This is a genomic window from Chelativorans sp. YIM 93263, from assembly GCF_028767125.1.
GTDB lineage: Bacteria > Pseudomonadota > Alphaproteobacteria > Rhizobiales > Rhizobiaceae > Chelativorans.
Genome location: NZ_JAKCWP010000002.1, coordinates 144,498 through 157,207, shown reverse-complemented (window position 1 = coordinate 157,207; position 12,710 = coordinate 144,498). Strand labels below are relative to the sequence as shown.

The following is a 12,710-nucleotide window of genomic DNA, read 5'->3' as shown; positions in this document are numbered from 1 at the left end:
CTTCTTTGGAGAAAAAATGGCAATCAACGACCTGAATATTCTGATCGTCGAGGCGCGCTTCTACGATCACATCGCAGATGGCCTCCTGCAAGGTGCCAGATCGGCATTGGATGCGGCTGGCGCGCGCTACGAAGTCGTCACTGTACCCGGCGCGCTGGAGATCCCACCGGCGATTTCATACGCGATCGCGGCTGCTGAGAAAGGCGTCAAGCAATATGACGGTTACGTTGCACTGGGTTGCGTGATTCGCGGTGAGACCTACCACTTCGACGTGGTTGCAAACGAGTCGAGCCGTGCGCTCATGGATCTTGCCGTGACGCATTCCCTGGCACTCGGCAACGGCATCCTTACAGTCGAGAACGAAGCACAGGCGTTGGCACGTATAGAGCAGAGTGAAGACGGACATGCGGGCGGCAAGGGCTACGCCGCCGCAGCCGCCGCATTGAAGATGATTGCGCTCAAGGAACAATTGGGAGCCTGAATTGGCAAAATCAGAAGAAGCCGGAAAACCGGCCAATATTCGCCCGGCGAATAAGCGCGGCGCAGCGCGGCTTGCTGCCGTGCAGGCACTTTATCAAATGGACGTAGGAGGGACCGGCCTCCTGGAAACCACTGCCGAATACGAGTCTTTTCGCCTCGGCAGGGAAATCGATGGCGATGTCTATCGCGAGGCCGATGCCCAATGGTTTCGAGCGATTCTGGCCGGTGTTGTCGAGAATCAACGGACCATAGACCCGTTGCTTCACCAGTCGCTCACTCCCGACTGGCCGCTTTCCAGACTGGATTCCACCTTGCGAGCGATTTTGCGCGCCGGTGTCTATGAATTGATGGAGCGCCGGGACGTGCCGGTCGCGGTCATCGTTTCCGAGTATATCGATATCGCCAAGGCATTTTACGAGGACGAAGAACCAAAATTGGTCAACGCCGTTCTGGATCGAGCAGCGCGTCGAAGCCGCTCCCAAAACCAGGGAGAGGCGGCCACGTGAGCGAAGCGTCCCTCGAGAGAGAAGCCAAGCGCACCGCAATTGTTCTCGGAATGGCGCAGGCAGTGGTCGGGGCGAGCGCCCCCATCGCAATCTCTCTCGGTGGACTGGCAGGAGATTATCTGCTCGGTGCCGATAAATCGCTGGCAACCGCACCTGTTACGGGGTTCAACGTGGGAGTGGCGTTGGCGGCCTTGCCCGCGGCGATGCTGATGCAGGCCGTCGGCCGCCGAAACGGTTTAATCTCGGGAACGGGCGTAACCGCTCTCGGCGGCGCTGTCGCCGCTCTTGGTCTGTTTCAGGCCAGTTTCTGGCTGTTTTCCCTCGGCATGCTCCTGGTGGGGGCCGGAAATGCTTTCATCCAGCAGTACCGATTTGCCGCGGTGGATAACGCACCGGAGAACTTCAAACCGCGCGCCATCGGTTGGGTGCTGACCGGAGGTGTCTTCGCCGCAATCATTGGTCCCCAGGCAGCCATTCATACCCGTGAGCTTTTCGAGCCTGTCATGTTCGCCGGCGCTTTCGTTTCGGTGATCGGATTAGCCATTGTCGGGGCGTTTACCCTCTTCTTTCTCCGTCTGCCCAAGGATGCGCCCTCGGCGCAGCTGAACGACCATCAGCCGCCCCGGTCTCTGCCTGAGATCATGATGCAGTTGCGCTTCATCGTGGCTCTGCTTTGTGGTGTCAGCACGTTTGCCCTGATGAGCTTCGTCATGACAGGTGCGCCACTCGCAATGGTTGGCTGCGGATTTTCTCCCGACGAGGCGACTCTCGGGATTTCTTGGCACGTGCTGGCCATGTTTGCGCCGAGCTTCGTGACCGGGCGCCTCATCGCTCGTTTCGGCAAGCAACGCGTCGTCGCGACGGGGCTTCTCTTGCTGATCGGGTGCGGCCTCGTTGCCCTTTCGGGTATTGCTCTGTGGCAGTTCTGGCTAGCGCTTGTCCTGCTCGGTGTGGGCTGGAATTTCGGGTTTATCGGTGCGACAGCCATGGTCGCGGACTGTTATCGGGCCTCAGAGAAGAACAAGGTGCAGGGCGTGCACGATCTCGTCCTCTTCTCTATGGTGGCGTTTTCCTCGCTCATGTCCGGCCAGGTCTACAATGCGTTCGGCTGGGAAATGCTGAACTGGATCATTTTTCCCGTCGCCGTCGCCTGCCTCGTCGTTCTCGGCGCTATGGTCCTGTACCAACAAGAAAAACCGGGCAGAGTCGGAGCATAGGCCGCACTACTTTTCAACAAGAGCTTGACGGGCGGCAGCGACTTTCCCAAAGTCGCAGACCTCGGCTGCGGCTTTCTGCCGTGGCCATTCTCCGGCCCGGGAGGGGTTCCAATGGGCCAAAATCGAGGGAAAATTTGGCAATGACCATGCTTTATGTCGTCATCGCCTGCGGTCTGCTTTCTGTCCTTTACGCCGTTTGGGCGACACGGTCGGTCCTCGCCGCCGACCAGGGCAATGCACGCATGCAGGAAATCGCTGGTGCTATTCGGGAGGGTGCGCAGGCATATCTCACACGTCAGTACACGACGGTCGCCGTTGTTGGCGTCATCGTCTTTCTCATCGCGTGGTGGCTTTTGAATTCCATCGCCGCAATCGGATTTCTTATAGGGGCCGTTTTGTCCGGTGCGGCAGGCTTCATCGGTATGCACGTCTCCGTCCGTGCAAATGTACGCACGGCGCAGGCGGCCTCCAACAGCCTTGCGGCGGGACTTGATATCGCCTTCAAGTCGGGCGCGATCACCGGTCTCCTGGTGGCGGGCTTGGCATTGCTCGGAGTCTCCGTCTATTTCACCGTCCTCATAGGGCCCTTGGGATACGAGCCCACCAGCCGTACGGTGGTGGACGCACTTGTGGCGCTCGGTTTCGGGGCCTCGCTCATCTCCATCTTTGCTCGCCTGGGCGGTGGCATCTTCACCAAAGGCGCAGATGTCGGTGGGGACCTTGTCGGGAAGGTGGAGGCCGGCATACCTGAGGACGATCCGCGCAATCCAGCGACAATCGCCGATAACGTCGGCGATAATGTGGGTGACTGCGCCGGCATGGCGGCAGACCTATTCGAGACATACGTCGTGACCGTTGTGGCAACGATGGTTCTGGCTTCCATCTTTTTCACCGAAGGGACAGCCTTTACATTGATGCTCCTTCCGCTGTTGATCGGCGCGGCTTGCGTAGTGACGTCGATCCTCGGCACTTTTTTCGTGAAGCTGGGTGCCAACAGTTCGATCATGGGAGCCCTTTATAAGGGCTTCTGGGCCACGGCATTGCTGTCAGTGGTCGGTCTTGGCGCGATTATCTGGTTTTGGCTGGGCGGCACGACGGAGTTCTCAGCCAATGACGGCAGTTCATTTGTTGGATGGCAACTGTTCTTCTGCGGGCTTGTGGGACTTGCCGTAACCGGTCTCATTATCTCGATTACCGAGTATTATACTGGCACCGGCTTCCGCCCGGTGCGGTCCATCAGCCAGGCCTCCGTGACGGGTCACGGCACCAACGTTATCCAGGGACTGGCAATTTCGCTCGAAGCAACAGCATTGCCTGCCATCGTGATCATCGCGGGCATTATCGTCAGTTACCTCTTGGCCGGGCTCTTCGGCATTGCAATTGCGGTCACGACGATGCTGGCGCTCGCCGGGATGGTCGTAGCACTGGACGCATTCGGCCCGGTAACCGACAATGCCGGTGGTATTGCCGAAATGGCCGATTTGCCCGCCGAAGTCCGCAGGACGACGGATGCGCTCGACGCCGTGGGCAATACGACCAAGGCGGTGACGAAAGGCTATGCCATTGGTTCTGCGGGGCTCGGTGCCCTGGTTCTATTCGCGGCATATACCGAGGATCTGAAATTCTTCGCTCAGAATGCTGAAGCCGGATCATTCTTTGAGGGAGTGAGTGTCGATTTCTCGCTTACGAACCCGTATGTCGTGGTTGGACTTCTGTTCGGTGGGCTTCTGCCGTTCCTGTTCGGTGGCTTGTCGATGACCGCTGTGGGGCGCGCCGGAAGTGCGATCGTCGAGGAAGTGCGGCGACAGTTTCGTGAGAATCCCGGAATCATGGAGGGTAGAGACAAGCCCGACTACAGCCGGGCAGTCGATCTGCTCACAAAAGCGGCGATCAAGGAAATGATCGTGCCATCGCTTCTGCCCGTATTGTCGCCGCTGTTCGTCTTTGGCGTCGTCTATCTGATCGCAGGAAAGCAGGATGCCTTCGCGTCTGTCGGGGCGATGCTTCTGGGGGTGATCGTAACGGGGCTGTTCGTCGCCATTTCGATGACGGCTGGCGGCGGTGCTTGGGATAACGCCAAGAAATCCTTCGAGGATGGCTTCATTGATAAGGACGGAGTGAAGCACGAAAAGGGCTCAGAGGCGCATAAAGCCTCAGTAACGGGCGATACGGTGGGTGACCCGTACAAGGATACGGCCGGTCCGGCGGTTAACCCCATGATTAAGATTACCAATATCATGGCGCTGCTGTTGTTGGCTGTTCTGGCCCATTAAGCAGCGGCCGTCGCACTTAAAAAGCCCCGCGAGCGTTCTCGCGGGGTTTTCTCTTTTCTGGTCGGGAAAGGACCTAGACTACATTCCCGCCCCGAGCGGGTTGGAAGGCGGCGCGCCCTGCGCGACGCCGGCGATCATTTGCGACAGGAAGTTCTGATCCTTGCCACCAGTCGGCGTGGTGCGCGAAATGAAGTCGAAAAGCTTGCCGTCCCTCATGCCGTATCGCGCGATCTGGTTCACGCGCCCATCGTCGCCGAAGTAGACCGCCAGAATCTGCTGATCCACCAGGCGGGGCTTCATGAAGGCAACTGGCCGGACGCGCTTCTGCGAAATGTAATAGAACACCTCGTTGTCGAAAGTCGCGGTGGTCGACGGCGTTCCCAGGGCGAGTAGAACCTGCTCCCGGCTCGAGCCTTCCGGGACCAGTTGTAGCGCTTCCTCGTCGATTACATAACCTTGGGTGAGCGTCTGGCTTGGATTCAGACTGGCGGAGTTGCACCCCGATAAAATCAGCGCTGCACTGCCGAAAGCAAGCGCGAGCCCAAGCTGACGGGCATGGACCTTGTTGTTTTTCCTTAGCTGCAACGATATCTCCCCAGAACGCGTCCGCAAACCGAAAGCTTGCGCCTTTAGATGAAACCGGTAAACCAGCTTCCGCATCGATGCAACCGATGCTGATATTTCAGGCTGGAACGCCTATATATTCAAATCGAACGAAAAGGAGATAGTCTCCGTGTTTCAGTGGCTTTCCGGCTCGCGCCGGCGCGCCCGGCTTGAGACGGTGGACGCCCTTTACGAGCAAATCGTGGCGGCTGCGAGGCGGGCACACTTTTACAGTGAATGGAAAGTGCCCGACACTCCGCTCGGTCGTTTCGAGGTACTATCGCTGCATTTGTTCCTTTTTCTGCACCGTCTACGCGGGGAAGAGGGGGCCTTGCGCGATATTGCTCAAGAGGTGACGGATACGTTTTTCCGGGAGGTGGACCATTCGTTAAGGGAACTCGGCGTTGGCGATCTCGGCGTGCCCAAACGCATGAAAAAGCTTGCGCGCATGTTTTATGGCCGTCTCGCGTCTTATGGTGAAGCGGTGGAGGCGGGGGACCGTGTGGCGCTGTCAGCGGCCGTGCAGCGGAACATCGTCCCGGACCGCGCGGTATGGGATGAAGCAAGCGAACTGGCCGAATATCTGCTGAAGGCGAATGCCGAACTCGCGAAGGTTGGTGAGGACGCATTGCTCGCTGGAAATCTATATTTTGCACCACTCCCACAGGAACACGACCGTCATGGCCCATGATATCGACAAGAGCCCGGTCTCCTTCGAGATGAAGGTTGGAAACCTGCCCGCCAGCGGTACGACCATCACGATCGATGCAGCACCTAGTCAGCGTGCGGAGATGAGTCGACTTCACGATGTCCTTTCGGTAGAGCGTTTTCATGCGGAGCTTACGGTCCGCCCCTGGAAAAAGGACGGAGTACGCGTGACCGGTGATGTCGAGGCGGACATTACGCAAGCCTGCGTGGTCACGCTGGAGCCGTTGGCGGCGCATATTAACGAGCCTGTAACGGCGCTATTCGTTCCAGATGGGTCTCGGTTGGCGCGTATGGGCCGGGATGAGGGGGAGATTGTTCTGGAGGCGGAAGGCGAAGATCCTCCGGAGCCCTTCGAGGGCGATACTTTGGACCTGGGTGCGGTGGCGGAAGAATTCTTTGCTTTGGCAATCGATCCATACCCAAGGAAAGGAGGCGCACCTCTCCAAGTCACGACCGAGGAAAAGACGGAGGAGGTTGAAGCGGGCCCCCTGTACGAAAAGCTGAAAAAGCTGCGCAGAAGCGGCGGATGACATTGGACCGTCATGAAAACGTGGTTGTGCCAGCGTTTAAAAACGCTATTTTCGCCGCACTTCCTCTGGGGCCCGCTATATCTGCCATCGAATGATTATTGAGGCATATTACGCGTGATACGTATTTCGATTGACGCAATGGGCGGAGACCACGGTCCCGAGGTCACCCTTCCCAGCCTTATCCGGGTTGCCGAGCGCAGGCCGGATGTCCATTTTGTGATTTACGGAGACGAGAAGGTTGTCCGGCCCGTTCTCGACGGGCTTCCAAACCTTCGGAAGATCAGCGAATTCATTCACTGCGACGTGGTCGTCCGCATGGACGACAAGCCCAGCCAGGCGCTGCGCCAAGGGCGGTGGAAGTCTTCCATGTGGCGGGCCATTGAAGCGGTCAAGACCGGAGACGCCGACGCCTGTATCTCGGCCGGCAATACCGGTGCGCTTATGGCGATGTCCAAGTTTTGCCTGCGCACGATGGCCGATATCGAACGCCCGGCGATCGCAGCGATTTGGCCGACGATCCGGGGCGAGAGTATCGTTCTCGACGTGGGCGCCACGATCGGGGCAGATGCGCAGCAGCTTGTCGATTTCGCAATCCTCGGCGCGGCCATGGCTAACGCGCTCTTTGATATCGAGCGGCCAACTGTCGGGCTGCTCAATGTGGGCGTGGAGGAAATCAAGGGGCAGGAGGAAGTGAAGGAAGCCGGTCGGATGCTGCGTGAAGCAAATCTGAATACGATGCAGTATCACGGCTTTGTCGAGGGTGACGATATCGGCAAGGGCAGCGTCGATGTCGTGGTGACCGAAGGGTTCGCAGGAAATATCGCGCTCAAGTCGGCCGAAGGCACAGCCCGTCAGATCGCTGAATACCTGCGCCAGGCGATGAGCCGCACGCTTTTGGCGCGGATCGGTTATTTCCTGGCGCAAGAGGCATTTGAACGTCTGCGTGAGAAGATGGATGTACGCAAGATCAATGGAGGTGTGTTCCTTGGTCTGAAAGGCATCGTCGTCAAAAGTCACGGCGGTGCGGACGAGGAAGGCTTTGCCGCGGCCGTCGAACTCGGCTACGAAATGGTCAGAAGCGGTGTCTTTGACCGCACACGCTCCACGCTCGACCTTTATCATTCCCGCAATCCGGCCATGGTCGCCGGACGGGCGGTATCTAGCGCATAGGAAGAAAAGATGATCAGGTCCGCCGTGTGTGGCGTCGGCACCGCGTTGCCACGCAAAATCATGACGAACAAAGATTTCGAATCGTTTATCGATACGTCCGATGCATGGATTGTCCAAAGGACCGGTATTCGTCAGCGCCATATCGCTTCGGAGGATGAGACGACTGCCTCGCTGGGCGAGAAGGCGGCCCGACGGGCGCTGGAAGATGCAAACCTTACACCGGACGATATCGATCTGATTATTCTTGCTACCGCAACGCCGAACAACACATTTCCGGCAACGGCGGTTGAAGTTCAGTATCGCTTGGGAATGCATCACGGGTTCGCATTCGACATCCAGGCCGTGTGCAGTGGCTTTGTTTATGGGCTGACGACGGCAGACCTGCATATTCGTGGCGGGTTGGCCAAGCGCGTTCTCGTCATCGGTTCGGAGACGTTCTCCCGTATTCTGGACTGGAGCGACCGCACTACATGCGTGCTTTTTGGCGATGGCGCCGGTGCTGTGGTTCTGGAGGCGATCGAAGGGGAGGGAACCATTGCCGATCGGGGTATACTGGCATCTTCCCTGCGTTCTGACGGCAGCCAGAAGGAAAAGCTCTATGTAGACGGCGGCCCGTCAACGACGGGGACGGTGGGGCAGCTCAGAATGCAGGGCCGAGAAGTCTTCAAGCATGCGGTGGGCATGATTACGGATGTGGTGGAGGATGTCCTGAACCAGACGGGGGTCGCCGCCGAAGAGCTCGACTGGTTTGTACCGCACCAGGCCAACAAGCGGATCATCGATGCTTCGGCCAAGAAGCTCGGCATCGCGGAGGAGAAAGTGGTTGTGACGGTGGACTTGCATGGAAATACCTCTGCCGCTTCTGTTCCGCTCGCGCTGGCCCACGCCGTTTCGCAGGACAGGATCAAACGTGGAGACCTCGTCCTGCTCGAAGCGATGGGCGGCGGCTTCACCTGGGGGGCGACGCTTCTGCGTTGGTGACACCCGGAAAAAATACTGGTGGTACAGGCTCTTGACCTAAGCGGGGCAATTTCTTAACGTCCGTCCGTCATTTGTATTTTCATTAGTTTCGAGCAATTGGGTAGCCGACATGGGGGGAAAGACGGTCACACGCGCCGACCTCGCCGAAGCAGTCTACCGTAAAGTGGGTCTTTCTCGAACCGAGTCGGCCCAGATCGTCGAGATGGTTCTTCAGGAAGTTTGTGATGCGGTTGTTCGCGGGGAGACGGTGAAGCTTTCCTCTTTTGCGACGTTTCAGATCCGCGAGAAGAACGAACGCGTTGGGCGGAACCCCAAAACCGGCGAGGAAGTGCCGATTTCTCCGCGCCGGGTTATGACATTTAAGGCATCCAATGTGCTCAAGGAGCGCATTTTGCGGGCGCACAAGGCCCGAAAATTCGGCAAGGACGCCTGAGGCGTCTTTCATTTCCCCTTTGATCGGTTGGGCCGCTGGCGCTTGTCATCAGATGCGCTTGGTTGTTCAATGGTTGCCGTGATTCTCGTCGAGGGAGATGAAAGCCGGAATGGACAAGAGCCCGGATGCATTCCGCACTATTAGTGAGGTTGCGGAGGAACTTGATCTTCCCCAGCATGTATTGCGCTTTTGGGAAACACGGTTCACTCAGATAAAGCCCATGAAGCGTGGTGGCGGAAGGCGCTACTATCGCCCTCAGGATGTCGAACTCATCAAGGGCATCCGTCATATGCTCTATGATCAAGGTTATACCATCAAGGGTGTTCAGAAGCTTTTGCGAGAGAACGGCAATCAGTTCGTCGTTGCTATCGGACGCGGAGATATGGCGGCCGTCGAAGCGATAACGCAAAGGAAGCTGGCCGAATCGAGCACCGAAAAGGACTCTGAAGAGGAGATGCTTGTCGGTAAACCGAAGGCAAAGCCCAGCCGACGCTTTTTCGGACTGGGGCGGGGCGAGGAAGAAGGAGCCCCTCCTTCAGAAGGCCAACGTCTTTCTCAGGACAACCGCGCACTCCTTCAGGAAACACTTTTCGATCTTCTGGAATGCAAGCGCCTTCTGGACCAGGTGCGATAAGGTCTATGGCAATTTGGCCCGTGCGGCAGGCGCCAGGAACATAGATCCTGCCATGGCTGCTGACAGAAAGCTGTCAGGAGCTGTCTGGTAAAGAAGAGCATCGAAATGCAGGAGATAACGATGCTTAAATTTTATCATGCGCCTTGGTCCCGTTCGTCCGCAATCCTCTGGCTTTTGGAGGAATTAGAAGTCGATTATGGGTTGGAAATAGTCGATATCCGCGAGGAGGGTGGAGCCCCGGAAGCCTATCGCGCCATCCAGCCAAACAAGAAGGTGCCGGCCATTGAACACGAAGACGTAGTTATTACCGAGCGGGCAGCGATTTCCATCTATTTGGGCGATGTCTTCCCAAACGCAGGGCTTGCTCCTGCCGTTGGTGATCCAGCTCGCGGGGCTTATCTCAGCGCTCTCGTCTATCACGACGCGGTGTTCGATCCAGCCGTTTGCGCGCGGGTGCACGGGTTGGAATACGGCAGCAACGATTATCCCTTCGGTCTCTTTGACGACATGCTAACCTATGTCGAGCGAAAATTGTCGAGCCAGCCCTATATCGCGGGAGATCGTTTCACAATCGCCGACCTGCAATGGGCCGGCGGTATCAACTTCACGATGAATATACTCAAGGCGCTGCCGGAACGGCAAATCTTCAAGGAGTATGTCGAGCGCGCTACCGACCGTCCGGCTTTCAAGCGCGCGCAGGAGAAGGATGCCGCGATGGCGGCTGAAATTCCTTTCTTCCAGAAGATGATGGCGGCAAGCGAGGGTTAGCGCTCAGCTGTCCGGAACTAACTAAAGAAGCCGGTAGTTCTCTATCCGGTTTCGGCTCCTTTTCGGGCCTTGGCGAGCAAATCTTCAATAAAGCGCGGCAGCGCAAAAGCCGCACGATGATGGGCGGGTGTGTAGTAGCGGGTCTCGATACCTGCCGCTCGCTCTCTCAGCGTATCCTCGGAAACATTGAGAGCTTTTTCAGAGTCGCTTGCCCAGCCGAGCGTCATGTGTCCGCCGAAATACGTCGGAACGGAGACGAGATAGCAGGATGTGACGGGAAACACTGAGGCGAGAGCGCCGATCGCGGCAACGAACTCACGCTCTTGCAGGAAGGGCACGCCATTCTGTGTGGCAGTAATTCCGTCATCCTTCAGGATGCGCCGGAGGTTAGTGTAGAATTCGGCCGTGAATAGTGCGGCGCCGGGGCCGGCCGGATCGGTCGAATCAACCAGAATGATGTCAAAGCGCTTTTCGCTCTGAGCTGCGAAAGCTGCACCGTCAGCGATCTCGACCTGAAATCGCGGATCGTCGAAAACCGGTGCGTTGAAATCCTTGAAGTGCCGGCGTGAAAAATCGAGTACTGAAGCGTCGATCTCGACCTGCGTGAGAGATTTCACGCGGCTGTGCTTCAGCACCTCCTCAGCCAAGCCGCAATCGCCACCGCCGATGATCAGTACATCGGCAGGGTTCGCATGGGCCATGAGCGGCACGTGGGCGAGCATCTCGTGATACATGAACTCGTCCGCGCTCGTGACCTGCACAGCTCCATCCAGCAGCAATACTTTGCCGAAAATACTGTTGCGAATCAGGTCAAGTCGGTGGTGGCCCGTCTTTTCTTCGTGGAGAATTTCATCCGCTTGGAAAGAAATGGCCACCCCGTCGTGCAGCGTCTCGGAAAATATCTTCCGCTCACTCACCCGCTTCTTCCTCGCAGAAGCTCCTGCACTTCCATCCGGCCTGGGCGGAACGCGGATTCAAGCACCTGGACGCAGCGCTCCGGCTGGGCATCGCCACACATGAAAATGTCCAGCGCGGCATAGTTGCGCTCTGGCCAAGAATGTATGGAAATATGGCTCTCGGCCAACACCGCCACGCCGCTTACGCCACCATTCGGTTCGAAGGGGTGCAAGTGAATGTGCAGTAGTGTTGCGCCCGCCGCCTGAACGCAATCACGCAGCGTGCTCTCTATATATGCTATATCATCCAGGCGCTCGGCCTCGAACAGGTCGACGATCAAATGAGCGCCTGCGCAAAGGACCCCATCCTTCTCGATGAAGTGGTCCTTGTCGTCACAAACCGGTGCCGTGGCTTGCGTTCCGTTCTTTTCTTCCGTTTGGGCGGTGTTCAGTCGCGCTGAATCCATCCCCAATTGGAAAAGGGCGTCTTGTTCCATGGCGTCCTCTCCAACCAGCAGATGTGGCATCACGTTCGGGAGCGCGACGTATATAATTATGAGGGCACTAATGGCAACCGTTCCGTTCATCCCGCATCAAGTTTTTTGCGGCTTAGCCCTTGTCTGGAACTCGCGGCTCGCCTAACGCGGAGTAAACTCGAAGGGTGCCTGATGATTATTTCACTGTGCAACGAAGTTGTTCGTCATTTGTCTTTTGAGGAACAATGCAGCCTTGCCGCATCGCTACGATATGACGGGCTTGAAGTCGCGCCGTTTACATTGTCGGATAATCCAGCCCGGCTGACGGCTAAAGAGCGCAGGTATTTGCGGCAGATTGCGGAAGATAAGGGTCTCCGCATCACAGGCCTCCATTGGCTATTGACGGTGCCGGAAGGCCTCTCTCTTACGAGCGGTGATCCGGAAGTTCATCGCCGCACGCGCGACCATATGCTGGCCATGGTGGACCTTTGTGCAGATCTGGGCGGGAGTACGCTTGTGCATGGCTCGCCCGGCCAGCGCCAGTGCAGCTCAGCAGAGAGCGCGTCCAAGGCGCGCGACAACGCCGTCGCCTTGCTGATTGCCGCAGCGGAGGCTTCGGAGAAGGCGGGAGTGGTCTACTGTATCGAGCCCTTGGCGCCGGCGATGACCGATTTCATCAACACCATTGCAGAAGCGGTTGAGCTCGTTGAAGAAATCAGTTCACCGGGTTTTTCCGCCATGCTCGATACATACGCAGCGTCGCACGGGGAGGATTCCGCGCCGGACCGTATACTCGACCAGTGGCTGCCGAGCGGCCATATTAGGCATGTGCATTTCAATGATCGCAGCAAACGCGGACCGGGCATGGGGGTAGATCTTTTCGCGCCTTCCGTAGCGGTGCTTTCCCGGCACGGCTATGACGGCATTATCGGCGTCGAACCGTTCGACTACAGTCCGGAAGGTGGGGCGGCGGCCGCCTATTCGGTGGGCTATATTCGCGGGCTCATCGAAATGCTGGAGCAAGACAGAGGCTGA

The 12,710-nt window shown here is 57.7% G+C and carries 15 protein-coding genes; 12 read left to right on the top strand and 3 right to left on the bottom strand.

Going from position 1 to position 12,710, the window contains the following annotated elements; genetic code table 11:
- Window positions 1-16: 16 nt before the first annotated feature.
- From ribH to LY631_RS04975, 4 genes are all read left to right on the top strand, one after another.
- A complete protein-coding gene (ribH, locus tag LY631_RS04990; RefSeq protein ID WP_274424030.1) occupies window positions 17-481 on the top strand; it encodes a 6,7-dimethyl-8-ribityllumazine synthase in 465 nt (154 codons plus the stop codon).
- Window position 482: 1 nt separating this feature from the next.
- On the top strand, window positions 483-986 hold the full coding sequence (gene nusB, locus LY631_RS04985; RefSeq protein ID WP_274424029.1) for a transcription antitermination factor NusB: 504 nt from the start codon (window positions 483-485) through the stop codon (window positions 984-986).
- Between the two features lie 50 nt (window positions 987-1,036).
- Entirely contained in the window at window positions 1,037-2,203 is a 1,167-nt protein-coding gene (locus LY631_RS04980) for an MFS transporter (protein ID WP_445082851.1), read from the top strand.
- Window positions 2,204-2,343: 140 nt separating this feature from the next.
- Entirely contained in the window at window positions 2,344-4,476 is a 2,133-nt protein-coding gene (locus LY631_RS04975; protein ID WP_274424027.1) for a sodium-translocating pyrophosphatase, read from the top strand.
- 78 nt (window positions 4,477-4,554) lie between these two features.
- Here LY631_RS04975 and LY631_RS04970 read toward each other — a convergent pair whose 3' ends face one another.
- A complete protein-coding gene (locus tag LY631_RS04970) occupies window positions 4,555-5,067 on the bottom strand; it encodes an outer membrane protein assembly factor BamE (RefSeq protein WP_445082850.1) in 513 nt (170 codons plus the stop codon).
- Window positions 5,068-5,209: 142 nt separating this feature from the next.
- On the opposite strand from LY631_RS04970, the gene LY631_RS04965 reads away from it, so the two are divergent.
- The 7 genes from LY631_RS04965 to LY631_RS04935 all read left to right on the top strand — a co-directional run bounded on the left by LY631_RS04965 (window position 5,210) and on the right by LY631_RS04935 (window position 10,303).
- A complete protein-coding gene (locus tag LY631_RS04965; RefSeq protein ID WP_274424026.1) occupies window positions 5,210-5,770 on the top strand; it encodes a ubiquinol-cytochrome C chaperone family protein in 561 nt (186 codons plus the stop codon).
- A complete protein-coding gene (locus LY631_RS04960; RefSeq protein WP_274424025.1) occupies window positions 5,760-6,317 on the top strand; it encodes a YceD family protein in 558 nt (185 codons plus the stop codon). Before LY631_RS04965 ends, LY631_RS04960 begins: the two co-directional genes overlap by 11 nt.
- Window positions 6,318-6,431: 114 nt before the next feature.
- Window positions 6,432-7,487, top strand: a complete 1,056-nt coding sequence (gene plsX / locus LY631_RS04955) for a phosphate acyltransferase PlsX (protein ID WP_274424024.1) — start codon at window positions 6,432-6,434, stop codon at window positions 7,485-7,487.
- A 9-nt stretch (window positions 7,488-7,496) separates the two neighbouring features.
- A complete protein-coding gene (locus LY631_RS04950; protein ID WP_274424023.1) occupies window positions 7,497-8,468 on the top strand; it encodes a beta-ketoacyl-ACP synthase III in 972 nt (323 codons plus the stop codon).
- Window positions 8,469-8,577: 109 nt separating this feature from the next.
- Window positions 8,578-8,901, top strand: coding sequence for an integration host factor subunit alpha (locus tag LY631_RS04945; protein ID WP_274424022.1), 324 nt, complete (start codon window positions 8,578-8,580; stop codon window positions 8,899-8,901).
- Window positions 8,902-9,010: 109 nt separating this feature from the next.
- Window positions 9,011-9,535, top strand: a complete 525-nt coding sequence (locus tag LY631_RS04940) for a MerR family transcriptional regulator (RefSeq protein ID WP_274424021.1) — start codon at window positions 9,011-9,013, stop codon at window positions 9,533-9,535.
- A 120-nt stretch (window positions 9,536-9,655) separates the two neighbouring features.
- Window positions 9,656-10,303, top strand: coding sequence for a glutathione S-transferase family protein (locus tag LY631_RS04935; protein ID WP_274424020.1), 648 nt, complete (start codon window positions 9,656-9,658; stop codon window positions 10,301-10,303).
- Between the two features lie 41 nt (window positions 10,304-10,344).
- Here the strand turns inward: LY631_RS04935 and speE are convergent, their stop codons facing one another.
- Together speE and speD are read right to left on the bottom strand one after the other, a co-directional pair.
- The gene (gene speE / locus LY631_RS04930) at window positions 10,345-11,220 is read right to left on the bottom strand and encodes a polyamine aminopropyltransferase (protein WP_274424019.1); all 876 of its coding nucleotides are present in this window, start codon (window positions 11,218-11,220) and stop codon (window positions 10,345-10,347) included.
- Complete coding sequence (speD, locus tag LY631_RS04925) at window positions 11,217-11,696, bottom strand: adenosylmethionine decarboxylase (protein WP_274424018.1); 480 nt, start codon at window positions 11,694-11,696, stop codon at window positions 11,217-11,219. The genes speE and speD overlap by 4 nt, the downstream gene beginning before the upstream one ends.
- Before the next feature lie 171 nt (window positions 11,697-11,867).
- On the opposite strand from speD, the gene LY631_RS04920 reads away from it, so the two are divergent.
- The gene (locus LY631_RS04920; protein ID WP_274424017.1) at window positions 11,868-12,710 is read left to right on the top strand and encodes a sugar phosphate isomerase/epimerase family protein; all 843 of its coding nucleotides are present in this window, start codon (window positions 11,868-11,870) and stop codon (window positions 12,708-12,710) included.